This window comes from Bradyrhizobium sp. BR14999 (genome assembly GCF_056106085.1).
This window is the reverse complement of sequence record NZ_CM148536.1, coordinates 4,443,317-4,466,383: the sequence shown is the minus strand read 5'-3', so window position 1 is coordinate 4,466,383 and position 23,067 is coordinate 4,443,317. Positions and strand designations below refer to the sequence as shown.

At 63.4% G+C, this 23,067-nt stretch carries 18 protein-coding genes; all 18 read right to left on the bottom strand.

From position 1 onward, the window contains the following. Positions 1–4: 4 nt before the first annotated feature. The 18 genes from rpmC to rpoB all read right to left on the bottom strand — a co-directional run bounded on the left by rpmC (position 5) and on the right by rpoB (position 22,992). Positions 5–211: a 50S ribosomal protein L29 gene (gene rpmC, locus ACR9YP_RS20590; protein WP_011088144.1), complete on the bottom strand. Its 207-nt coding sequence runs from the start codon at positions 209–211 to the stop codon at positions 5–7. 5 nt (positions 212–216) lie between these two features. Beyond that, positions 217–630 (bottom strand): 50S ribosomal protein L16, encoded by a 414-nt coding sequence (gene rplP / locus ACR9YP_RS20585; RefSeq protein ID WP_035709578.1) that lies wholly within the window; start codon positions 628–630, stop codon positions 217–219. A gap of 30 nt (positions 631–660) precedes the next feature. Beyond that, positions 661–1,386: a 30S ribosomal protein S3 gene (rpsC, locus tag ACR9YP_RS20580; protein WP_014494500.1), complete on the bottom strand. Its 726-nt coding sequence runs from the start codon at positions 1,384–1,386 to the stop codon at positions 661–663. A 17-nt stretch (positions 1,387–1,403) separates the two neighbouring features. Then, the gene (gene rplV, locus ACR9YP_RS20575) at positions 1,404–1,790 is read right to left on the bottom strand and encodes a 50S ribosomal protein L22 (protein WP_008549264.1); all 387 of its coding nucleotides are present in this window, start codon (positions 1,788–1,790) and stop codon (positions 1,404–1,406) included. 10 nt (positions 1,791–1,800) lie between these two features. Then, positions 1,801–2,079, bottom strand: coding sequence for a 30S ribosomal protein S19 (gene rpsS / locus ACR9YP_RS20570; protein ID WP_008136357.1), 279 nt, complete (start codon positions 2,077–2,079; stop codon positions 1,801–1,803). A 12-nt stretch (positions 2,080–2,091) separates the two neighbouring features. Further along, entirely contained in the window at positions 2,092–2,925 is an 834-nt protein-coding gene (rplB, locus tag ACR9YP_RS20565) for a 50S ribosomal protein L2 (RefSeq protein WP_060736369.1), read from the bottom strand. 12 nt (positions 2,926–2,937) lie between these two features. Beyond that, positions 2,938–3,240, bottom strand: coding sequence for a 50S ribosomal protein L23 (locus ACR9YP_RS20560; RefSeq protein WP_018647244.1), 303 nt, complete (start codon positions 3,238–3,240; stop codon positions 2,938–2,940). After that, the gene (gene rplD, locus ACR9YP_RS20555; RefSeq protein WP_091894751.1) at positions 3,237–3,857 is read right to left on the bottom strand and encodes a 50S ribosomal protein L4; all 621 of its coding nucleotides are present in this window, start codon (positions 3,855–3,857) and stop codon (positions 3,237–3,239) included. The genes ACR9YP_RS20560 and rplD overlap by 4 nt, the downstream gene beginning before the upstream one ends. Before the next feature lies 1 nt (position 3,858). Then, a complete protein-coding gene (gene rplC / locus ACR9YP_RS20550) occupies positions 3,859–4,572 on the bottom strand; it encodes a 50S ribosomal protein L3 (protein ID WP_474216934.1) in 714 nt (237 codons plus the stop codon). A gap of 98 nt (positions 4,573–4,670) precedes the next feature. Then, positions 4,671–4,979 carry a 30S ribosomal protein S10 gene (rpsJ, locus tag ACR9YP_RS20545; protein WP_002712302.1) on the bottom strand — a complete coding sequence of 103 codons (309 nt, stop codon included), beginning with the start codon at positions 4,977–4,979 and terminating at the stop codon, positions 4,671–4,673. A gap of 83 nt (positions 4,980–5,062) precedes the next feature. Further along, positions 5,063–6,253: an elongation factor Tu gene (gene tuf / locus ACR9YP_RS20540; protein WP_027574053.1), complete on the bottom strand. Its 1,191-nt coding sequence runs from the start codon at positions 6,251–6,253 to the stop codon at positions 5,063–5,065. Positions 6,254–6,293: 40 nt separating this feature from the next. Further along, the gene (gene fusA / locus ACR9YP_RS20535) at positions 6,294–8,366 is read right to left on the bottom strand and encodes an elongation factor G (protein ID WP_091894754.1); all 2,073 of its coding nucleotides are present in this window, start codon (positions 8,364–8,366) and stop codon (positions 6,294–6,296) included. A 33-nt stretch (positions 8,367–8,399) separates the two neighbouring features. Continuing rightward, a complete protein-coding gene (rpsG, locus tag ACR9YP_RS20530) occupies positions 8,400–8,870 on the bottom strand; it encodes a 30S ribosomal protein S7 (protein WP_008136420.1) in 471 nt (156 codons plus the stop codon). Positions 8,871–8,885: 15 nt separating this feature from the next. Next, positions 8,886–9,257, bottom strand: a complete 372-nt coding sequence (rpsL, locus tag ACR9YP_RS20525; protein WP_007603006.1) for a 30S ribosomal protein S12 — start codon at positions 9,255–9,257, stop codon at positions 8,886–8,888. Positions 9,258–10,160: 903 nt separating this feature from the next. After that, positions 10,161–12,170 carry an ABC transporter ATP-binding protein gene (locus ACR9YP_RS20520; protein WP_474216933.1) on the bottom strand — a complete coding sequence of 670 codons (2,010 nt, stop codon included), beginning with the start codon at positions 12,168–12,170 and terminating at the stop codon, positions 10,161–10,163. 131 nt (positions 12,171–12,301) lie between these two features. After that, complete coding sequence (locus tag ACR9YP_RS20515; protein WP_474216932.1) at positions 12,302–14,356, bottom strand: FAD-dependent oxidoreductase; 2,055 nt, start codon at positions 14,354–14,356, stop codon at positions 12,302–12,304. Between the two features lie 192 nt (positions 14,357–14,548). Next, positions 14,549–18,745 carry a DNA-directed RNA polymerase subunit beta' gene (gene rpoC / locus ACR9YP_RS20510; RefSeq protein ID WP_091894761.1) on the bottom strand — a complete coding sequence of 1,399 codons (4,197 nt, stop codon included), beginning with the start codon at positions 18,743–18,745 and terminating at the stop codon, positions 14,549–14,551. A gap of 128 nt (positions 18,746–18,873) precedes the next feature. After that, a complete protein-coding gene (gene rpoB / locus ACR9YP_RS20505; protein WP_091894763.1) occupies positions 18,874–22,992 on the bottom strand; it encodes a DNA-directed RNA polymerase subunit beta in 4,119 nt (1,372 codons plus the stop codon). Positions 22,993–23,067: the final 75 nt, after the last annotated feature.

Genomic DNA, 23,067 nt, shown 5'->3' with positions numbered 1-23,067 from the left:
CCTCTTACTTCTTCTTGGCGCGCGTCTGCGCGGCGACGGTCTTGATCCGGGCGATGTCACGGCGAGCCTCGCGCAGGCGCGAGGTGTTCTCGAGCTGCCCGGTGGCGCGCTGGAAGCGCAGGTTGAAGCGCTCCTTCTTCAGGTTCAGGATGGCGTCATCCTGCTGGTCGGGGCTCATCGCGCGGATGTCTTCGATCTTCATCTGGGCCATGGCCATTACTCCGCAATGCGCTCGACGAAGCGCGTCTTGATCGGCAGCTTGGCGGCCGCCAGGGTCAACGCCTCACGCGCGATCTGGGTGTTGACGCCGTCGATCTCGAACAGCACCCGGCCCGGCTTGACGCGCGCGACCCACAGTTCCGGCGAGCCCTTGCCGGAGCCCATGCGGACTTCGGCCGGCTTCTTCGACACCGGAACGTCGGGGAACACGCGGATCCAGACGCGGCCGGCGCGCTTCATGTGGCGGGTCAGCGCGCGGCGGGCGGCTTCGATCTGGCGCGCGGTGACGCGCTCAGGTTCGGTCGCCTTCAGGCCGAACTGGCCGAACGCCAACGTCGCGCCCGAAGACGCAACGCCGTGGATGCGGCCCTTGTGCGCCTTCCGGAACTTCGTTTTCTTAGGTTGCATCATGGCTTTAAGCCCTCAAATTCTTGGTGCAGATCAGGCTGCAGCCGTATCGCGGCGCTGACGGCCACCACGATCACCACTGCCGCCCGTCTCGCCCTCGGCCATTCTCTTGTCCTGGGCCATCGGATCGTGCTCGAGGATCTCACCCTTGAAGATCCAGACCTTGACGCCGCAGGTGCCGAAGGTCGTGAACGCGGTCGCAACGCCGTAATCAATGTCGGCGCGCAGCGTGTGCAGCGGCACGCGACCTTCGCGGTACCACTCCATGCGCGCGATTTCCGCGCCGCCCAGGCGTCCCGAGCAGTTGATGCGGATGCCTTCCGCGCCGAGACGCATCGCCGACTGCACGGCGCGCTTCATGGCACGGCGGAACGCCACGCGGCGCTCAAGCTGCTGCGCGATCGACTCGGCCACCAGCGTCGCATCGAGCTCAGGCTTGCGGATCTCGACGATGTTGATGACGACGTCGGACGAGGTGATGTCCGCGACCTTCTTGCGCAGCTTGTCGATGTCGGCGCCCTTCTTGCCGATCACCACACCCGGACGGGCCGAGTGGATGGTGACGCGGCACTTCTTGTGCGGACGTTCGATCACGATGCGGGCGACGGCCGCCTGCTTGAGCTCCTTGTGCAGGATCTCGCGGATCTTGACGTCCTCGTGCAGCAACTTGCCGTATTCCTGCTTGCCGGCGAACCAGCGAGAATCCCAGGTCCGGTTGATGCCGAGACGCAGACCGATCGGATTGATCTTTTGACCCATCGTGTTCTCCTGCGCCCTTAAGCGGCTGCTTCGGCTTCGACCTGACGAACGATGATCGTCAGCTGCGAAAATGGTTTGTAGACACGGCCCGAGCGGCCACGGCCGCGGGCGGCGAAGCGCTTCATCACGAGGCCGTTGCCGACGAAGGCCTGCGCCACGACGAGATCGTCGACGTCGAGATCGTGGTTGTTCTCGGCATTGGCGATAGCCGATTCCAGGCACTTCTTCACGTCGACCGCGATCCGCTTGCGCGAAAACTGCAGGTCGGCGAGCGCGGCAGACGCCTTCCGGCCGCGAATGAGCTGGGCGACCAGGTTGAGCTTCTGCGGGCTCACCCGCAGCATCCGGGCGACCGCCTTGGCCTCATTGTCGGCGAGGCTCCGTTCGCGCTTAGGTTTGCTCATCGTTTAATCCTCAAGCCTTCTTGGCTTTCTTGTCGCCGGAGTGGCCATGGAAGGTCCGGGTCGGCGAGAACTCGCCGAACTTGTGACCGACCATTTCCTCGTTGACGGCCACCGGCACGTGCTTCTGACCGTTGTAGACGCCGAAGGTCAGGCCGACGAACTGCGGCAGGATCGTCGAGCGACGGCTCCAGATCTTGATGACGTCGTGACGGCCGGACGCGCGCGCGGCATCTGCCTTCTTGAGCAGAGAACCCTCGACGAACGGGCCTTTCCAGACTGAACGAACCATGTCCGGCGTTCCTTACTTCTTCCGCTTGTGGCGGCTTAGGAGAATGAATTTGTTGGTCGACTTGTTGGTGCGGGTCTTCTTGCCCTTGGTCGGCTTGCCCCACGGCGTGACCGGGTGGCGACCGCCCGAGGTACGGCCTTCACCACCGCCGTGCGGATGGTCGATCGGGTTCATCGCAACACCGCGGTTGTGCGGGCGACGGCCCATCCAACGCTTGCGACCGGCCTTGCCGATCGAGGTGTTCATGTGATCCGGGTTCGACACCGCGCCGATCGTGCCGCGGCAACGGCCGTGCACCAGGCGCTGCTCGCCCGAGTTCAGGCGGATGATGACGTAGTCCTGGTCACGACCAACGAGCTGGGCGTAGGTGCCCGCGGAACGGGCGAGCTGGCCGCCCTTCCCGATCTTGACCTCGATGTTGTGGATGATCGTGCCGACCGGCATGTTGCCGAGCGGCATCACGTTGCCCGGCTTCACGTCGACATAGTTGCCGGCGATGATGGTGTCACCCACGGCCAGGCGCTGCGGCGCCAGGATGTAGGCCTGCTCGCCGTCCTGATACTTGATCAGGGCGATGAAGCCGGTGCGGTTCGGATCATACTCCAGCCGCTCGACGGTCGCGGGGACGTCGACCTTCTCGCGCTTGAAGTCGACGGTGCGCAGCGTCTGCTTGTGACCGCCGCCGCGGAAGCGCACGGTGATGCGGCCGGTGTTGTTGCGGCCGCCCGAGGACTTCTTGCCCTCGGTGAGCGCCTTCAGCGGCTTGCCCTTGTACAGGGCCGAACGATCGACCATGACCAGCTGGCGCTGGCCCGGCGTCGTGGGATTGAATGTCTTCAGTGCCATCGTCGTACGACCTTACAGACCGGTGGTGACGTCGATCCGGTGGCCCTCTTCGAGGGTCACGATCGCGCGCTTGGTGTTCGACTGCGAACCGAGATTACCGCGGAAGGCTTTGACCTTGCCCTTGCGGACCAGCGTGTTGACGCTCTTGACCTTGACGTCGAACAGCTTCTCGATCGCTTCCTTGATCTGCGGCTTGGTCGCCTTCGCGGCCACCTTGAACAGCACCTTGTTGTGCTCCGAGGCGATCGTCGCCTTTTCGGTCACGACCGGCGACAGGATCACGTCGTAGTGGCGAGGCTCGATGTTCTTCGTCATTTGAAGCGCGCCTCCAGCGCATCGATGGCGGCCTTGGTCAGAACGAGCTTCTGACGGCGCAGGATGTCATAGACGTTGATGCCCTGGATCGGCAGCACGTCCATGTTCGGGATGTTGCGGGCCGCTGCGGCAAAGCCGTTGTTGAGCTCGGCGCCGTCAATGATCAGCGCGTTGGTGAGCCCCAGGCCCGAGAAGTGACCGAGCAGCGCCTTGGTCTTGGCGGTTTCCAGCGCGGCCTTCTCGATCACGACGAGATCGCCGTCCTTGGCCTTGGCCGAGAGCGCATGCTTCAGAGCCAGCGCGCGGACCTTCTTCGGCAGGTCGGTGGCGTGCGAGCGCACCACCGGACCGAAGGCACGGCCGCCGCCACGGAACTGCGGCACGCGGGCCGAGCCGTGACGAGCACCGCCGGTGCCCTTCTGCTTGTACATCTTCTTGCCGGTGCGCCAGATCTCGGCGCGGCCCTTGGCCTTGTGCGTGCCGGCCTGGCGCTTGTTGAGCTGCCATTGGACGCAGCGCGCGATGATGTCCTCGCGCGGCTCGAGGCCGAAAATGGCGTCGGACAGCTGGACCGAGCCGGCTTCCTTACCTTCGAGGGTGGTGACCTTCAATTCCATCTCACGCCTCCTGCGCAGCCGGAGCGGCTTCCGCGTCGCCAGCAACCTTGAACTTGCCGGGCTTCGGAGCTTCCTTCGGCAGCGGCTTCTTGACGGCGTCGCGCACGCGGATCCAGCCGCCCTTGGAACCGGGAACGGCGCCTTCGACGAGGATCAGGCCGCGCTCGACATCGGTCTGGACAACACGAAGATTGAGCGTGGTGATGCGATCGACGCCCATGTGGCCGGGCATCTTCTTGTTCTTCCAGGTCTTGCCGGGGTCCTGACGGCCACCGGTCGAACCGATCGAGCGGTGCGAGATCGACACACCGTGCGTGGCGCGCAGACCGCCGAAGTTCCAGCGCTTCATACCGCCGGCAAAGCCCTTACCGACCGAGGTGCCGGTGACGTCGACGAACTGGCCGACGACGAAGTGGTCGGCCTGGATCTCGGCGCCGACCGGGATCATGGCATCCGCGGTGACGCGGAATTCCTCGACCTGGCGCTTCGGCTCGACCTTCGCGACGGCGAACTGGCCGCGCTCGGCCTTGGGCATGTAAACGGTCTTGCGGCTGCCAGAACCGAGCTGGAGCGCGACGTAACCGTTCTTCTCTTCGGTGCGGTGGCCTACGACCTGGCAATTGCCGAGCTTCAGCACGGTCACGGGGATATGTTCGCCGGCCTCCGTGAAGACCCGCGTCATCCCGACCTTTTGTGCGATCACTCCGGAGCGCATCGGCTTGCTTCCTGTTCTTTCTGTCCTTGCGGACTAGCTAATCTTCGTTGTGAGCAAGACCCGGTCCGAAAACCGTTGCCCACTTTTCGGGGTCTTGCTCAGAGCTTGATCTCGACGTCGACACCGGCGGCCAGATCGAGCTTCATCAAAGCATCGACGGTCTGCGGGGTCGGATCGACGATGTCGAGCAGGCGCTTGTGAGTGCGCATCTCGAACTGTTCGCGGCTCTTCTTGTCGACGTGGGGCGAACGGTTGACGGTGAACTTCTCGATGCGGGTAGGCAGCGGAATGGGTCCGCGGACCTGCGCGCCGGTGCGCTTCGCCGTGTTCACGATCTCACGGGTCGACGTATCGAGGATACGATGGTCGAACGCCTTGAGACGGATACGAATATTTTGGCCGTTCATTGCCGTGCTTTCTTTAGTGAGTGGCGAGTAGCGAGTAGCGAATAGAAATCCCTATTCGCCACTCACCATTCCCTATTCGCTTGTTACTCGATGATCGAGGCGACGACGCCGGCGCCGACGGTGCGGCCGCCTTCGCGGATCGCGAAGCGGAGCTTCTCTTCCATCGCGATCGGCACGATCAGGTGCACTTCCATCGCGATGTTGTCGCCCGGCATCACCATCTCGGTGCCTTCCGGCAGGTGCACGACACCGGTCACGTCGGTGGTGCGGAAGTAGAACTGCGGACGGTAGTTGGTGAAGAACGGGGTGTGGCGACCGCCCTCTTCCTTGGTGAGGATGTAGGCCTCGGCCTTGAACTTGGTGTGCGGCTTGACCGAACCCGGCTTGGCCAGAACCTGACCGCGCTCGACGTCCTCACGCTTGGTACCGCGGAGCAGCGCGCCGATGTTGTCGCCGGCCTGGCCCTGATCGAGCAGCTTGCGGAACATTTCGACGCCGGTGACGGTGGTCTTCTGGGTCGCACGCAGACCGACGATCTCGATTTCCTCGCCGACCTTGACGACGCCGCGCTCGACACGGCCGGTCACGACGGTGCCGCGGCCCGAGATCGAGAACACGTCTTCAACCGGCATCAGGAACGGCTGGTCGATCGGACGCTCCGGCTGCGGGATGTACTCGTCGACGTTGCGCATCAGCTCGAGGATGGCGTCGTGGCCGAGCTTCTTGTCCGAATCTTCGAGAGCGGCGAGCGCCGAACCCTTGATGATCGGGATCTTGTCGCCGGGGAATTCGTACTTCGAGAGCAGCTCGCGGACTTCGAGCTCGACGAGCTCGAGCAGCTCCGGATCGTCGACCATGTCGCACTTGTTGAGGAACACGACGAGCGCGGGCACGCCGACCTGGCGGGCGAGCAGGATGTGCTCGCGGGTCTGCGGCATCGGGCCGTCAGCGGCCGACACGACCAGGATCGCACCGTCCATCTGGGCGGCGCCGGTGATCATGTTCTTGACGTAGTCGGCGTGGCCGGGGCAGTCGACGTGGGCGTAGTGGCGGTTCGTGGTCTCGTACTCGACGTGCGCGGTCGAGATGGTGATGCCGCGAGCCTTCTCTTCCGGCGCCTTGTCGATCTGATCGTACGCGGTGAACGTCGCGCCGCCGGTCTCGGCGAGGATCTTGGTGATCGCCGCGGTCAGCGACGTCTTGCCATGGTCCACGTGACCGATGGTGCCGATGTTGCAGTGCGGCTTGGTACGTTCAAACTTTGCTTTGGCCATTTGACTCTCCGTTCAATCGTCAGCTTGAGACCGACGACAATCAGGCAAACTTCTTCTGGACTTCTGCCGACACGTTGGCCGGCGCTTCTGCGTAGTGATCGAACTGCATGGTGAAGGTCGCGCGACCCTGGCTCATCGAGCGCAGATTGTTCACGTAACCGAACATGTTCATGAGCGGCACCATCGCGTTGATGACGTTGGCGTTGCCGCGCATGTCCTGACCCTGGATCTGACCGCGCCGGGAGTTCAGGTCGCCGATGACCGAGCCGGTGTAGTCTTCCGGGGTCACCACTTCGACCTTCATGATCGGCTCGAGCAGGACGGACTTGCCCATCTGGAGCGCTTCGCGGAAGCAGGCGCGCGAGGCGATTTCGAAGGCGAGCGCCGACGAGTCGACGTCGTGATACTTACCGTCGACGAGCTGCACCTTGACGTCGACCACGGGGAAGCCCGCGACCACGCCGGACGACAGCACGCTCTCGAGGCCCTTCTCGACGCCGGGGATGTATTCCTTCGGCACCGCGCCACCGACGATCTTCGACTCGAACTCGTAGCCCTTGCCGGCTTCGTTCGGCTCGACGATGAACGACACGGCCGCGAACTGGCCGGTACCGCCGGTCTGCTTCTTGTGGGTGTAGCTGTGCTCGACCCGCTTGGTGACGCGCTCACGGAAGGCCACCTGCGGCGCGCCGATGTTGGCGTCGACCTTGTAGGTGCGCTTGAGGATGTCGACCTTGATGTCGAGATGGAGTTCGCCCATGCCCTTGAGGATGGTCTGGCCGGACTCGTGGTCGGTCGACACGCGGAAGGACGGATCCTCCGCAGCGAGCTTGGCCAGCGCCACGCCCAGCTTCTCCTGATCGGCCTTGGACTTCGGCTCGATCGCGATCTCGATGACCGGCTCGGGGAATTCCATCTTCTCCAGGATCACCTGCTTGTCCGGATCGCACAGCGTGTCACCGGTGCGCGCTTCCTTCAGGCCGGCCAGCGCGACGATGTCGCCGGCATAGGCTTCCTTGATGTCTTCGCGGTTGTTCGCATGCATCAGCAGCATGCGCCCGATCCGCTCCTTCTTCTCGCGGGTCGAGTTCACGACGCCGGTGCCGCTCTGCAGAACGCCGGAGTAAATGCGGCAGAAGGTGATGGTGCCGACGAACGGATCGTCCATGATCTTGAACGCGAGCAGCGCCAGCGGCTCTTTGTCGTCCGCCTTGCGCACGACTTCGTTACCCTTGTCGTCGGTGCCCTTGATCGCGGGCACGTCGAGCGGCGACGGCAGATAGTCGACGACGGCGTCGAGCAGCGGCTGCACGCCCTTGTTCTTGAAGGCCGAACCGCACAGCACGGGATAGAACGCACCGGTCAGCACCGCCTTGCGGATCAGGCGCTTGAGGGTCGCCTCGTCCGGCTCCTTGCCGTCGAGATAGGCGGCCATGGCGTCATCGTCGAGCTCGACGGCGGCTTCCACCATCTTCTCGCGGTATTCCTTGGCCTGGTCGACCAGGTCTTCCGGAATGTCGACATAGTCGAACTTCGCGCCGAGCGCTTCATCGTTCCAGACGACGCCCTTCATCTTCACGAGATCGACGAGACCCTTGAAGTTGTTCTCGGCACCGATCGGAAGCTGGATCGCGACGGGCTTGGCGCCCAGACGGTCAACGATGTCGGACAGGCACTTGAAGAAGTCCGCACCGATCTTGTCCATCTTGTTGGCGAAGACGATGCGCGGAACCTTGTACTTGTCACCCTGGCGCCAGACGGTCTCGGTCTGGGGCTCGACGCCCTGGTTCGAGTCGAGCACGCAGACGGCGCCGTCGAGCACGCGCAGCGAACGCTCGACTTCGATGGTGAAGTCGACGTGGCCGGGAGTGTCGATGATGTTCAGGCGCTTGCCGGCCCAGAAGGCGGTGGTCGCAGCCGAGGTGATCGTGATGCCACGCTCCTGCTCCTGCTCCATCCAGTCCATCGTCGCGGCACCTTCGTGCACCTCGCCGATCTTGTGGCTCTTGCCGGTGTAGTAGAGGATGCGCTCGGTCGTCGTCGTCTTGCCGGCGTCGATATGCGCCATGATACCGAAGTTACGGTAGTCCTCGATGGCATGTTGGCGGGGCATGGGGTGTTCCTTGCGAGTCCGTTTGTTTCGCCGTTACCAGCGATAGTGCGAGAAGGCGCGGTTGGCTTCCGCCATCCGGTGCACGTCTTCACGCTTCTTTACGGCGTTCCCACGGTTGTTCGACGCATCCAGCAGCTCAGCCGAAAGCCGCTCGGTCATGGTCTTCTCGTTGCGCTCGCGCGCGGCCGAGATCAGCCAGCGGATGCCCAGCGCCTGACGGCGGGTCGAGCGAACTTCGACCGGCACCTGGTAGGTCGCGCCGCCGACGCGGCGGGAGCGAACCTCGATCGTCGGCATGACGTTCTCGAGCGCCTGCTCGAACACGCCGAGCGGGTTCTGCTTGGTCTTGGATTCGATGATGCCGAACGCACCGTAGACGATACCTTCCGCGACCGACTTCTTGCCGGCGTACATCACCGAGTTCATGAACTTCGTGACGATGATGTTCCCGAACTTCGGATCGGGAAGAACTTCGCGCTTTTCCGCTGAGTGGCGACGAGACATTGAGCTGGTTCCCGCTTACTTCGGACGCTTCGCGCCGTACTTCGAACGACGCTGCTTACGGTTCTTGACGCCCTGGGTATCCAGAACGCCGCGGAGGATGTGGTAACGCACGCCGGGCAAGTCCTTGACGCGGCCGCCGCGGATCATGACCACCGAGTGCTCCTGGAGGTTATGACCCTCGCCGGGGATGTAGCCGATCACCTCGAAGCCGTTGGTCAAGCGCACCTTGGCGACCTTACGAAGCGCCGAGTTCGGCTTCTTCGGGGTCGTGGTGTAGACGCGGGTGCAAACACCACGCTTCTGCGGCGACTGCTGCAGTGCCGGCACCTTCTTGCGCGACTTCTGCACTTCCCGCGGTTGAGCGATCAGCTGGTTGATCGTCGGCATCCTGGCCTTACCCTTTGTTCTAGCGCAGACCCTTCCAGATCCGCTTTCTTGCCGCAGCCCGTTGCCGGGACCGCAAATTCTTTCGAGCCACCCGCCCGACGGAGCCGCCCTGCGCAGATCAATCCGCGCAAAGCGAAATTGCGCCAACCGCTCCATCAACGAGCGGAAAGCGCTTCGACGCCACAGAGGACCGCAGTAGTTAGACCGGTCAGCACAATGCCGCGGCCCGCGCACTGAGGTCATGCATCCGAGTTCGATCTCATGAGAACGTGCTCAAGAGAACTAAAATCGCACTGGCATTGCCTAGCTATGATCGACAGCGTTTGAGCGGCATTCGTCGAGGTTGGTGCCCGCCTTTACGACCCTTGTGGATCTAGTCCTTGGGGATCAAACGGGTGGCCCGTTCCGACGCTGGCGATGCTCACCGCCTGTCGTTAAGTGAGGCGCTTTCTATAAGTGAGAATCGGTCAAGTCAAGGTGAAACGACAGTCACAAAGCGCTTCAGCGCCTGCAAAAATAGCCTCTTGGCCGCCTCCCCGCGCCTGCCTGAGATGGGGACGAAGCGGTTGGTCTACCAGATCCGAAGGAAATTATACCCGGACAAAATGTAGTTTTATTATCAAAACTGTGGGCTTTTTCCTGCCCATGCACAAATCCGCTGGCTGGCGGCGGTTTTCCAGCTTCCCTGGCGTGCCGCGATGCCCGGTCTCGCGGGGATTTCGGCAGTACTGGTCGACCCGCGACGGGCCGATGCGCCCAAGCCAAATATCGAAAAAGTCCGCGGCTTGGCGCCGGCCGAACGCCTTGCGTCAGGGAATCACTGAGTCGGTGCTGGGCCACGCATGCTTGGGCGACGAGACATGGATAGGACACGGCGCTCCCTCCGGAGCCGAACGCCCCCAGTCACTCCTCCCCGTCATCCTCATCATCCTCGAGGTCGTCTTCATCCTCGTCGCCATCGTCGGCGTGAGCCAACGCGCCATGGGGCTGGTGAATCTGATCGTTCCACAGCTTGCGATAGGTGCCGTTCCTGGCGAGCAGCTCCGCATGGGAGCCGCGCTCGATCGCCTTGCCCCCTGAGATCACGATGATCTCGTCCATCTCGACCACCGAGGCCAGGCGGTGGGTCGACCAGATCATGGTGCGGCCCTTGGCGACCTTCAGCAGCGTGCGGTTGATCGCGGCTTCCGTGGTCTGGTCGAGCGCCGAGGTGGCTTCGTCCAGCAGCAGCACGGACGGGTTACGGATGATTGCGCGCGCGATCGCGATGCGCTGGCGCTGGCCGCCTGAGAGCGTTTCGCCGCGCTCGCCGACCGGCGTGTCGTATCGCTGCGGCAGACCCATGATGTAGCGGTGGATCTCGGCCTTCTTGGCCGCCTCCTCCACCTCTTCGTCGGTCGCGCCCTCCTTGCCGAGCCGGATGTTCTCGCGGATCGACATGTTGAACAGCATGTTCTCCTGGAACACCACCGCCATGCTCCGGCGCAGCGAATCCAGCGTCACCTTGCGGACGTCGACACCATCGATGGTGACGCGGCCTTCGTCGGGCACGTAGAGCCGCAGGATCAGATTGAGCAGCGTGCTCTTGCCGGAGCCTGACGGTCCCACGATGGCGATGCGCTTGCCGGCCTTGAGCTTGAGGCTGAGATTGTCCAGCACCGGCGTCTGGCTACCTTCGTATTGGAACGTCACGCGGTCGAAGGTGATGTCGTTGGTGATGCGCGGCAGGTCGGGCGCGCCGGGGCGATCGGCACCGCGCGTCGGCTCGTCGAGCAGCTCCTGGATGTGCCGGATCGCAGCGGCCGAGGAGATCGACACCGGGATGAAATGCATCACATGGGCGATATTGTAGGAAACCTCCCAGAACGCGCTCTCGAAGGTGACGAAGGTGCCGATGGTGATCTGGCCCTTGGTGGCCAGATATGCACCGATCGCGAGCACGACCAGGTGCAGCAGCAGCACCGAGATGGTGACCGTCCGCTCCACCATGGTCGACAGGAACGCGGCCGAGGCGATCTTGTTGCGCGTCTCGTCGTTGCGGAAGGTGAAGAAGCCGAACATCTTGCGCTGCAGGCTGAACGCCTTGATCACCGCCTGCGCCGCCACGTTCTCCTGCACCATGCCGAGCAGCGCGCTCTCGTTGAGCTTCTGCTCGTAATTGGCCTGCACCGCCTTCGGGGTGAGGATGCGCGGGCCGATCAGCGTGATCGGGAACACCAGCAGCGCGACCACCGCGAGCTGCCAGTTCAGGAACACCATCAGGATGATGCCGGCGATCAGTTCCAGGAACGGCAGCGCTGCGCTGTTGGCAAAGCTCTTGACCGAGCCTTCGAAGGCCGAAAGATCGACGGAAAAGCGCGACAGGATCTCGCCGCGCTTGGTGCGGCCGAAATAGGCCGCCGGCAGATCCTGGACATGCTCGAACAGGCGTTTGCGCACGTCGGAAATGATGCAGGCAGCGAGCCGCGCGTCCCAGCGCTCGTACCAGACCGCGACAATCGAAGTGAAGATGCCGGCGGCCGCGAGCACGCCGAGGATCTTGTAGAGGGCCTGGAAGTCCTCCTCGCCGAGCGCGTCGTCGATCAGGTACTTCAGGCTGAGCGGCATGATGACGTTGAACAGCGTCTCGATACAGACGCCGAACGCGACGAATGACAGCATCCGCTTGTAGTTGGTCAGATAGGGCCTGACGAACCCGACGATGGTGGCGAGCGCGCCGGCGGCCTCGCGCGCGGTAAAGACGACGAGGTCCTCGTCCTCATCCTCGTCATCGAGCTCCAGCTCGTCCCCGCTCTCGTCGTCCTCCTCGTCTTCGAGTTCCGGCTTCGCGGTGGCGGCGAGCTTGTCGTCGAGCTCGGCCGCCTCTTCCGCGGCGAGCTTCTGTTTGTCGGGCGAGAGGGGCTTGGACGCCATAAAACCAACCGATGCTGACGGCCGGCATGACCGCAGAGAAAGCAGCAATAGCGGCAGCCGCTATTGCACCGATTCTATGCCATCAAGATGAATTCGGCAAAGCAATTGGCGAAGGCGCCCGACGTCTTGGGCTAGTCCTCGTGCTCGACCTTGTCGAAGAAGGAATAGCGCAAGCTGTCGGCGTCGGCGTACCACTGGCCCGGCCCCTTGCTCGCGGCGAGCGTCGCCTCCCAGAGCGCATCGGTGCAGTCCTTGCGGTGCATCGACAGATCGAAGCCGTTGCCGAAGAACAGTTCGGACCACTCCCACCAGGTGCCGAGCTTCTTGACCCCGCGCAGCAGGTCGTAGCGGTCGATCAGTGCCGGCGCCATGTCCGACGTGATCGAGCCGAACACGAGGCCGGTCTTGACCACACGATTCAGCTCGCGGATCGCGCGGACCACCTGCTTCGGCGAAACGTGGCAAAGGCTGGTCTCGAACACGAAGTCGAACGCACCGTCCTTGAACGGCATGTCGGTGATCGAGCCGAGCTTGTTGTACTTCTTCAGTGCCTTCGGCGTTTTGGCGTGGATGGCGCGGTTGTTCTCGATTCCCCATGCATCGATGCCGCGATCGCGCAGCGCACCGACCAGCTCGGCGCTGGCAGAGCCCGCGACCAGCAGCTTGGCGCCCTTCGCCTCGCCCCAGACGATGCCGATCAGCCTCGTGAGATAATCGGGATCGGTGAAGTGGCGCCACGCCTCGTCATAGGGACCAAGGCCGCGATAGTTCTCGAAATAATCGCGGTCGATCTTGTCAGAGAGCGGCTTGTCCTCCTGCGCGCGCTCGCGCCGCAGGCGCATCATCTCGGTCAGGATGATGTCAGTCGCCGCGTCCGAGGAGTCGAGCAGACCATTCAGCGTCGAGTCGAATAGGTAGTCGCCGACGACCACGATGCCGGGATGCTGCTTCGGCTCGGGCCGGTGATTGGTCATGACGTCGCGCACCGGCAGACCGCCCGGCAGCGCGTTCACCGACGACAGCCAGCGGTGGATCTTGCCTTCCACAAAATGCAAACGCGCATCGCCGAGCGATGCCGGCAGCGATTTCAGCGCCGCATCGATCAGCTCCTGGTCCGACAGATTGGCGAAGGCCAGCGCGTCGGAGCCGGGAATGAGCCAGTTCAAGACGCCGTGCTTGCCGACGTCGTGGCGCGCGCCCTCGTTGTAGACGCAGCAGCCGCCGAAGGCTTCCGACATGAACCAGGCGCCGGGAATCCTCTCGCCCCAGAACGGCGTGTCGAACAGAATCGAGACGCGCAAGTAGTGCGCCGGGCGATCGAAGTATGAGACGTGCTTGACCATCGACTTGCGCAGCTGCTCGCCTTCCCAGCCGACGGTCGCGAGCCAGGAATGCGGCAGGCACATCAGCACGAGATCGAAGTCGCGCGTTTCGGGCCCCTTGCCGTTCATCATCTTGAGCTGATAACGGCCGGTCGGCGCCTTGCCGACGGTAAGCACCCGGTGATTGAGCTGGATGTCGGCATTGACCTCCGACTGCAGGCACTCGATCAGCTGCTCGTTGCCGTTCTGGATGGAATAGAGGCCGATATAGCCGTCGACGTCCATCAGATAGTTCTTGAGCGCGTTGAGGCCGTTGGTGTTGTGGCTCTCGGTCGCGATGTCCGAGCGCGCCATGACCTTGAAGAAACGCTTTGCCGTCTCGTCCTCGACCTCCTCATCGAGCACCTGCTCGGCGGTCTTGTAGGCCCAGGGGTTCTCGTTGTCGTGCGCGCCGACGCCTTCGTAATACTCGATCGGCGACATCACCTCGGTGCAGCGCTTGCGGAACGCCTCGATCGCGGCCGCGGTCTTGGCGCCGTATTTGCGGCGCATGCCAGCGACGTCGTTGAGGAGCTCGCCGCCGAACTGCACCTGCTCGGCATCCATCGGAATGGTCTGAAGCCCGAAATGCTGGATCAGCTCGCGCAGCGGATCGGGCCCGGTCATCGAGTAGTCGTAGATCTCGGCAACGCCAGCCTCGTACATCGCGGGCGCGGAATCGAATTTGCGCGTGACGATCTTGCCGCCGAGCCGGTCGGACGCCTCGAAGATGGTGACGCGGCAGAGGTCGCCGAGCTTACGCTTAAGATACCAGGCGCTCATCAGCCCGCCGGGGCCGCCGCCTACGATTGCGAGATCAAGCATGTGAGTTCCGTGGTCTCCGGCCCTGCCCCCGTCACGGGACCACCGGTCTAAGCTCTCCTAGCAGAAGCGCTTTTGCGGCTGAAGGAAAGATGAACAAAGGCTGATCCCGCATAGCAGCAAACACAGAAAGCAGCAAAAAGGCCGGCAAAAGCCGGCCTTTTCATTGTCCTCGGTATTCTTACGGATGAACCATCATTCCGCCGGCGGCAGCGCCATCGGCTCCGCTTCCGGCGCGGGCGACACGACGGCCGCCTGCTTCTCGCGCTCGTCCAGGATCAGCTTGTCGCGCTTCATGGCGACTTCGCGGATCTTGGCCATGGAGGCGCCGGTGCCCGCCGGGATCAGCCGGCCGACGATGACGTTCTCCTTGAGGCCTTCGAGCGGATCGATCTTGCCGTTGACCGCCGCTTCCGTGAGGACGCGGGTGGTCTCCTGGAACGAGGCCGCCGAGAAGAACGAGCGGGTCTGAAGGCTCGCCTTGGTGATGCCGAGCAGAACCGGCGTCCCCGTGGCGGGCTTCTTGCCCTCTTCCTTGGCCTTCTCGTTCAGCGCGTCGAACTCGATCTTGTCGACCTGCTCGCCGGAGATCATGTCCGTGTCGCCCTGGTCGGTGACTTCCACCTTCTGGAGCATCTGACGGACAATCACCTCGATGTGCTTGTCGTTGATGAGCACGCCCTGGAGCCGGTAGACCTCCTGGATTTCGTTGACCAGGTAAGCCGCAAGCTCCTCGATGCCCTTCACCGCAAGAATGTCGTGCGGCGCCGGGTTGCCTTCCACGATGAAGTCGCCCTTTTCGACGACGTCGCCGTCCTGAAGGTGGATGTGCTTGCCCTTCGGGATCAGGTACTCGCGCGGCTCCTCGGTCTTGTCCATCGGCTCGATCGAGATGCGACGCTTGTTCTTGTAGTCGCGTCCGAACCGGATGGTGCCCGCGATTTCGGCGATGATCGCCGCATCCTTCGGACGCCGTGCCTCGAACAGTTCCGCCACCCGCGGCAGACCGCCGGTGATGTCACGCGTCTTGGCGCTTTCGGTCGAGACACGGGCGAGGATGTCGCCCGGATTGACCTTGGCTCCGACGTCGACCGAGAGAATGGCGTCGACCGACAGCATGTAGCGGGCATCGCCGCCACGGGGGAGTTTGAGCACCTTGCCGTCCTTGCCCTTGACCACGATGGCCGGACGCAGGTCCGAGCCGCCGCGGGTCGAGCGCCAGTCGATAACCACGCGCTTGGCGATACCGGTGGCCTCGTCGAGCGTTTCCGAGATCGATTGCCCCTCGACCAGATCCTCGAAGCCGATCGTACCTTCGACTTCAGTGAGGAGCGGACGGGTGTAAGGATCCCACTCGACGACGCGCTGGCCGCGCTTGACCATGTCGCCTTCGTCCACGTGCAGGCGCGAGCCGTACTGGACACGGTGCGTCGCACGCTCGGTGCCGTCGGCATCGACGATCGCCACCACCATGTTGCGCACCATCGCGATCAGGTGACCTTCGCTGTTGCGGGCGATGGCCTTGTTCCGGATCACGATCTTGCCGTCGAAGTTGGCTTCGACGAAGGACTGCTCGTTGAGCTGCGCCGCACCGCCGATGTGGAAGGTGCGCATGGTCAGCTGGGTGCCCGGCTCACCGATCGACTGCGCCGCGATGACGCCGACGGCTTCACCGTGGTTGACCGGCGTGCCGCGGGCGAGGTCGCGGCCGTAGCACTTGCCGCAGATGCCGTTGACGAGCTCGCAGGTCAGCGCCGAGCGGATCTTCACCTCCTGCACACCACCCTGCTGGATGGCGTCCAGATGGCTCTCTTCCATCAGCGTGTCGCGCTTGATGATCACCTTGCCCGAGCTGTCACGGATGTCTTCGCAGGCCGTGCGTCCGAGGATGCGCGAGCCGAGCGAAGCCACCACGGTGCCGGCGTCGACGATGGCGCGCATCTTGATGCCGAGCTTGGTGCCGCAGTCACTCTGCGTGATGATGCAGTCCTGCGCCACGTCGACGAGACGACGGGTCAGGTAGCCCGAGTTCGCAGTCTTCAACGCGGTGTCCGCGAGGCCCTTGCGGGCGCCGTGGGTCGAGTTGAAGTACTCGAGAACCGAGAGTCCTTCCTTGAAGTTCGAGATGATCGGCGTCTCGATGATCTCACCCGACGGCTTGGCCATCAGGCCGCGCATGCCGGCGAGCTGGCGCATCTGGGCCGGCGAACCGCGGGCACCGGAGTGAGCCATCATGTAGATCGAGTTGATGTCGGCGTCGGCTCCGCTCGCCGTCTTCTTGGTGGCGGAGATCTCCTTCATCATCGCCTTGGCGATTTCTTCCGTGGCCTTCGACCAGGCGTCGACGACCTTGTTGTACTTCTCGCCATGCGTGATCAGACCGTCGTTGTACTGCTGCTCGAAATCCTTCGCCAGCGTACGGGTGGTATCGACGATCTTCCACTTGCCGTGCGGCACGACCATGTCGTCCTTGCCGAACGAGATGCCGGCCTTGAACGCGTTGTAGAAGCCGAGCGCCATGATGCGGTCGCAGAAGATCACCGTCTCCTTCTGGCCGCAGTGACGGTAGACCTGGTCGATCACGCCCGAGATCTCGCGCTTGGTCATCAGCTTGTTGATGATCTCGTACGAGATCCGCGGGTTCTTCGGCAGCAGATTGCCCAGCATGACGCGGCCGGCGGTGGTCTCAATCCAGCGCTTGGAGACCTTGCCGGTCTCGTCCATGCCTTCCCACCGGTACTTGATCTTGGTGTGGAGGTGGATGACCTTCGCGTGCAGGGCGTGCTCGAGCTCGGCCATGTCGCCGAACACCTTGCCCTCGCCGGGCAGGCCTTCACGCATGATCGAGACGTAGTAGAGACCGAGCACGATGTCCTGCGACGGCACGATGATCGGCTGGCCGTTCGCCGGATGCAGGATGTTGTTGGTCGACATCATCAGGACGCGCGCTTCCAGCTGCGCTTCGAGCGACAGCGGAACGTGCACGGCCATCTGGTCGCCGTCGAAGTCGGCGTTGAACGCGGAGCAGACCAGCGGGTGCAGCTGGATCGCCTTGCCCTCGATCAGCACGGGCTCGAACGCCTGGATACCGAGGCGATGCAGCGTCGGCGCGCGGTTGAGCAGCACCGGATGCTCGCGGATGACCTCATCCAGGATGTCCCAAACCTCGGGCCGCTCCTTCTCGACCAGCTTCTTGGCCTGCTTCACGGTGGTGGACAGGCCCTTGGCGTCAAGCCGCGAGTAGATGAACGGCTTGAACAGCTCGAGCGCCATCTTCTTCGGCAGGCCACATTGATGCAGGCGCAGCTCGGGACCGACCACGATCACCGAACGGCCCGAATAGTCGACGCGCTTGCCGAGCAGGTTCTGACGGAAGCGGCCCTGCTTGCCCTTGAGCATGTCGGCGAGCGACTTCAGCGGGCGCTTGTTGGCGCCGGTGATGACGCGGCCGCGGCGGCCGTTGTCGAACAGTGCATCGACCGCTTCCTGAAGCATGCGCTTCTCGTTGCGGATGATGATGTCCGGCGCGCGCAGCTCCATCAGCCGCTTCAAGCGGTTGTTGCGGTTGATGACGCGGCGGTAGAGGTCGTTGAGGTCCGAGGTCGCGAAGCGGCCGCCATCCAGCGGCACCAGCGGACGCAGGTCCGGCGGGATCACCGGGACCACGGTCATGATCATCCATTCCGGCTTGTTGCCGGAGTGGCGGAACGCTTCCACGATCTTCAGGCGCTTGGCGAGCTTCTTGTGCTTGATGTCGGAGTCGGTCTCCTGCATCTCGACGCGCAAGGAGGCCTCGAGCTTCTCCAGGTCCATGCCCTTGAGCAGCTCGCGGATCGCTTCCGCGCCGATCATGGCGGTGAAGCTGTCCTGGCCGTACTCGTCCTGCGCCTTCAGATACTCGTCTTCCGACAAGAGCTGACGGTCCTTCAGCGCGGTGAGACCCGGCTCCAGCACGACGTAATATTCGAAGTAAAGAATCCGCTCGAGATCCTTCAGCGTCATGTCCAGCAGGAGGCCGATGCGCGAGGGCAGCGACTTCAGGAACCAGATGTGGGCGACGGGGGCTGCGAGCTCGATGTGACCCATGCGCTCGCGCCGGACGCGCGACAGCGTGACCTCGACCGAGCACTTCTCGCAGATGATGCCCTTGTACTTCATGCGCTTGTACTTGCCGCACAAGCACTCGTAGTCCTTGATCGGCCCGAAGATGCGGGCGCAGAACAGGCCATCACGCTCGGGCTTGAAGGTACGGTAGTTGATGGTCTCCGGCTTCTTGATCTCGCCGTAGGACCAGGACAGAATCTTTTCTGGAGACGCGATCGAGATCCGGATCTGGTCGAAGACCTGAGCCGGCGTCGTCGGATTGAAGAGATTCATAATTTCTTGGTTCATCGTCTTCTCCTCGCGTGCCGGTCGCCTCCGGCCGCAAATTCGAAAATCACTTAGCGGGGCGCCCTGCCCTCAAGGCCTCAGGCGGAGCGCCAACGCCCGGCCGCGAAGGCCGGGCATGACAGGTCGAATTACTCGGCCGCTTCCGACGTCGGTGCCGGTCCCATCTTGGAGTTGTGCAGGTCGACGTTGAGGCCGAGCGAGCGCATTTCCTTGACCAGCACGTTGAAGGATTCCGGAATACCGGCCTCGAACGTGTCGTCGCCGCGCACGATCGCCTCGTACACCTTGGTGCGGCCGGCGACGTCGTCCGACTTCACCGTCAGCATCTCCTGGAGCGTGTAAGCCGCGCCGTAAGCCTCGAGCGCCCACACCTCCATTTCGCCGAAGCGCTGGCCGCCGAACTGCGCCTTGCCGCCCAGCGGCTGCTGGGTGACGAGCGAGTACGGACCGATCGAACGCGCGTGGATCTTGTCGTCGACGAGATGGTGCAGCTTGAGCATGTAGATGTAGCCCACCGTCACCTTGCGATCGAACGGATCGCCGGTGCGGCCGTCATAGACGGTCGACTGACCCGAAGCGTCGAGACCGGCGAGCTTCAGCATCTCCTCGATGTCTGCTTCCTTGGCGCCGTCGAACACCGGCGTCGCGATCGGCACGCCGCGGCTCAAATTGTGGCCGAGCTCGATCAGTTCGTTGTCATTGAGCGACTTGATCGTCTCGTCCTCGCCGTAGACCTTCTTCAAGGTTTCCTTCAGCGGCTTGATGTCCTGCTTCGACAGGTACGCATCGACCGTCTGGCCGATACGCTTGCCGAGGCCGGCGCAGGCCCAGCCGAGATGGGTCTCGAGGATCTGTCCGACGTTCATGCGCGAGGGCACGCCCAGCGGATTGAGCACGATGTCGGCATGCGTGCCGTCTTCGAGGAACGGCATGTCCTCGATCGGCACGATCTTCGACACCACACCCTTGTTGCCGTGGCGGCCGGCCATCTTGTCGCCGGGCTGGATCTTGCGCTTCACCGCGACGAAGACCTTGACCATCTTCATCACGCCGGGCGGCAATTCGTCACCGCGCTGAAGCTTCTCGACCTTGTCGAGGAAGCGCTGTTCCAGCCCCTTCTTCGACTCGTCGTACTGCTTCCGCATGGCCTCGATCTCGGCCATCAGCTTGTCGTTGGGCGAGGCGAACAGCCACCACTGCGACTTCGGGTACTCCTCGAGCACCGCACGGGTGATCTTGGTGTCCTTCTTGAAGCCCTTCGGACCGGCAATGCCCTGCCGTCCCTCGAGCAGCTCGGCAAGACGGTTGTAGACGTTGCGGTCGAGGATCGCCTGCTCGTCGTCGCGGTCCTTGGCCAGACGCTCGATCTCTTCCCGCTCGATCGCCAGCGCACGCTCGTCCTTGTCGACGCCGTGACGGTTGAACACGCGCACTTCGACGATGGTGCCCTGTACGCCCGGAGGAACGCGCAGCGACGTGTCGCGAACGTCGGAAGCCTTCTCGCCGAAGATGGCGCGCAGGAGCTTCTCTTCCGGCGTCATCGGGCTTTCGCCCTTCGGCGTGATCTTGCCGACCAGGATGTCGCCGGCGCGCACTTCCGCACCGATGTAGACGATACCGGCTTCGTCGAGGTTCTTCAGCGCTTCTTCCGAGACGTTCGGAATGTCGCGGGTGATTTCCTCAGGTCCGAGCTTGGTGTCGCGGGCCATCACCTCGAATTCCTCGATGTGGATCGAGGTGAAGACGTCTTCCTTCACGATCCGCTCGGAGAGCAGGATCGAGTCTTCGAAGTTGTAGCCGTTCCACGGCATAAACGCGACCAGCACGTTGCGGCCGAGCGCGAGCTCGCCGAGATCGGTCGAGGGGCCGTCGGCGATGATGTCGCCCTTCTTGACGATGTCGCCGACCTTCACCAGCGGACGCTGGTTGATGCAGGTCGACTGGTTGGAGCGCTGGTACTTCATCAGCCGGTAGATATCGACGCCCGACTTGGTCGGATCGAGATCTTCCGTGGCGCGGATGACGACGCGGGTCGCGTCGATCTGGTCGATCACGCCCGAACGGCGCGCCGCGATCGCAGCACCCGAGTCACGCGCAACCACGCCTTCCATGCCAGTGCCGACGAACGGCGCCTCGGCGCGAACCAGCGGCACCGCCTGGCGCTGCATGTTCGAGCCCATCAGCGCGCGGTTGGCGTCGTCGTTCTCGAGGAACGGGATCAGCGCCGCAGCGACCGAAACGAGCTGCTTCGGCGACACGTCCATGTAGTCGACCTTGTCCGGCGTCACCGGCAAGACTTCGCCGGCGTGACGGCAGACCACGAGGTCCTCGGTGAAGCGGCCCTTCGGGTCGAGCGGCACGTTGGCCTGCGCGACCGTGTAGCGGCCCTCCTCCATCGCCGAGAGGTACACGACCTCGTCAGTGACGCGGCCGTCCTTGACCTTGCGGTACGGCGTCTCGACGAAGCCGTACTTGTTCACGCGCGCGAAGGTCGCGAGCGAGTTGATCAGGCCGATGTTCGGACCTTCCGGCGTCTCGATCGGGCAGATGCGGCCGTAATGCGTCGGATGCACGTCGCGCACTTCGAAGCCGGCGCGTTCGCGGGTCAGACCGCCCGGTCCGAGCGCCGACAGGCGCCGCTTGTGGGTGATCTCGCTGAGCGGGTTGGTCTGGTCCATGAACTGCGAGAGCTGCGAGGAACCGAAGAACTCGCGCACGGCGGCAGCCGCCGGCTTGGCGTTGATCAGGTCCTGCGGCATCACCGTGTCGATGTCGACCGAGGACATACGCTCCTTGATCGCGCGCTCCATGCGCAGGAGGCCGATGCGGTACTGGTTCTCCATGAGCTCGCCGACGGAACGCACACGGCGGTTGCCGAGATGGTCGATGTCGTCGATCTCGCCCTTGCCGTCGCGCAGGTCCACCAGCGTCTTGATGACGGAGAGGATGTCTTCCTTGCGCAGCGTGCGCTGGGTATCGGGCGCATCGAGGTCGAGGCGCATGTTCATCTTGACGCGGCCGACCGCGGAGAGGTCGTAGCGCTCGGCGTCGAAGAACAGCGACTGGAACATGGCCTGCGCCGATTCCAGCGTCGGCGGCTCGCCCGGGCGCATGACGCGGTAGATGTCGAACAGCGCGTCCTCACGCGTCATGTTCTTGTCGGCCGAGAGCGTGTTGCGGATGTAGGGGCCGACATTGACGTGGTCGATGTCGAGTAGCGGCAGCTCCTTGTAGCCCTGCTCGTTGAGCGCCTTCATCAGCTTGTCGGTGATTTCCTCACCGGCTTCAGCATGGATCTCGCCCGTCTTCGGGTTGACGAGGTCCTCGGCGACGTAGTTGCCGACCAGTTCCTCATCGGCCATGCGCAGCGCCTTCAGTCCCTTCTCCTGGAGCTGGCGGGCAGCACGGACGGTGAGCTTCTTGCCGGCCTCGAGCACGACCTTGCCGGTATCGGCGTCGATCAAATCGTTGACGGTCGAGTAGCCGCGGAAGCGGTTGGCGTCGAACGGAACGCGCCAGCCTTCCTTGGTCCGCTTGTAGAGGATCCTCTTATAGAACGTGGACAGGATCGCCTCGCCGTCGAGGCCGAGCGCGAACATCAGCGACGTCACCGGAATCTTACGGCGACGGTCGATACGCGCATAGACGATGTCCTTGGCGTCGAACTCGATGTCGAGCCAGGAGCCACGATACGGGATCACGCGGGCGGCGAACAGCAGCTTGCCCGAGGAATGGGTCTTGCCCTTGTCGTGATCGAAGAACACGCCGGGCGAACGGTGCATCTGCGAGACGATGACGCGCTCGGTGCCGTTGACGATGAAGGTGCCGTTCATCGTCATGAGCGGGATGTCGCCCATGTAGACGTCCTGCTCCTTGATGTCCTTCACCGATTTCGCGCCGGTTTCCTCGTCGATATCGAACACGATCAGGCGCAGCGTCACCTTGAGGGGAGCCGCGAAGGTCATGCCGCGCTGGCGGCACTCGTCGACGTCGTATTTCGGCTGCTCGAACTCGTAGCGGACGAATTCCAGCATCGAGGTGCCCGAGAAGTCGGAGATCGGAAACACCGAGCGGAACACCGCCTGCAGACCCTCGTCGAGACGGCCACCCTGGGGCTCGTCGACCATCAGGAACTGGTCATAGGACGCCTTCTGAACCTCGATGAGGTTCGGCATCTCGGCGACTTCCTTGATGTGTCCGAAAAACTTGCGAACGCGTTTGCGACCGGTGAATGTCTGCTGCGCCATCGTGGCCTCTCATTTCGTCGCCCGCTCTGGGCGCGCCGTCCGGAACGCGGCTGCCACCGCTCCCCGGGTTGAATT

Coding starts and splice junctions, on each gene's coding strand:
- ACR9YP_RS20560 (WP_018647244.1), bottom strand. CDS start 3,240: ATGACGAAGAACATCGAGCCTCGCCACTACGACGTGATCCTGTCGCCG.
- rplV (WP_008549264.1), bottom strand. CDS start 1,790: ATGAGCAAACCTAAGCGCGAACGGAGCCTCGCCGACAATGAGGCCAAG.
- rpmC (WP_011088144.1), bottom strand. CDS start 211: ATGGCCCAGATGAAGATCGAAGACATCCGCGCGATGAGCCCCGACCAG.
- tuf (WP_027574053.1), bottom strand. CDS start 6,253: ATGGCCAAAGCAAAGTTTGAACGTACCAAGCCGCACTGCAACATCGGC.
- rpsS (WP_008136357.1), bottom strand. CDS start 2,079: ATGGTTCGTTCAGTCTGGAAAGGCCCGTTCGTCGAGGGTTCTCTGCTC.
- ACR9YP_RS20520 (WP_474216933.1), bottom strand. CDS start 12,170: ATGGCGTCCAAGCCCCTCTCGCCCGACAAACAGAAGCTCGCCGCGGAA.
- ACR9YP_RS20515 (WP_474216932.1), bottom strand. CDS start 14,356: ATGCTTGATCTCGCAATCGTAGGCGGCGGCCCCGGCGGGCTGATGAGC.
- fusA (WP_091894754.1), bottom strand. CDS start 8,366: ATGCCCCGCCAACATGCCATCGAGGACTACCGTAACTTCGGTATCATG.
- rpsJ (WP_002712302.1), bottom strand. CDS start 4,979: ATGAACGGCCAAAATATTCGTATCCGTCTCAAGGCGTTCGACCATCGT.
- rpsC (WP_014494500.1), bottom strand. CDS start 1,386: ATGGGTCAAAAGATCAATCCGATCGGTCTGCGTCTCGGCATCAACCGG.
- rplD (WP_091894751.1), bottom strand. CDS start 3,857: ATGGAATTGAAGGTCACCACCCTCGAAGGTAAGGAAGCCGGCTCGGTC.
- rpoB (WP_091894763.1), bottom strand. CDS start 22,992: ATGGCGCAGCAGACATTCACCGGTCGCAAACGCGTTCGCAAGTTTTTC.
- rpsG (WP_008136420.1), bottom strand. CDS start 8,870: ATGTCTCGTCGCCACTCAGCGGAAAAGCGCGAAGTTCTTCCCGATCCG.
- rpsL (WP_007603006.1), bottom strand. CDS start 9,257: ATGCCGACGATCAACCAGCTGATCGCTCAACCGCGGGAAGTGCAGAAG.
- rplB (WP_060736369.1), bottom strand. CDS start 2,925: ATGGCACTGAAGACATTCAATCCCACGACGCCGGGCCAGCGCCAGCTG.
- rpoC (WP_091894761.1), bottom strand. CDS start 18,745: ATGAACCAAGAAATTATGAATCTCTTCAATCCGACGACGCCGGCTCAG.
- rplP (WP_035709578.1), bottom strand. CDS start 630: ATGATGCAACCTAAGAAAACGAAGTTCCGGAAGGCGCACAAGGGCCGC.
- rplC (WP_474216934.1), bottom strand. CDS start 4,572: ATGCGCTCCGGAGTGATCGCACAAAAGGTCGGGATGACGCGGGTCTTC.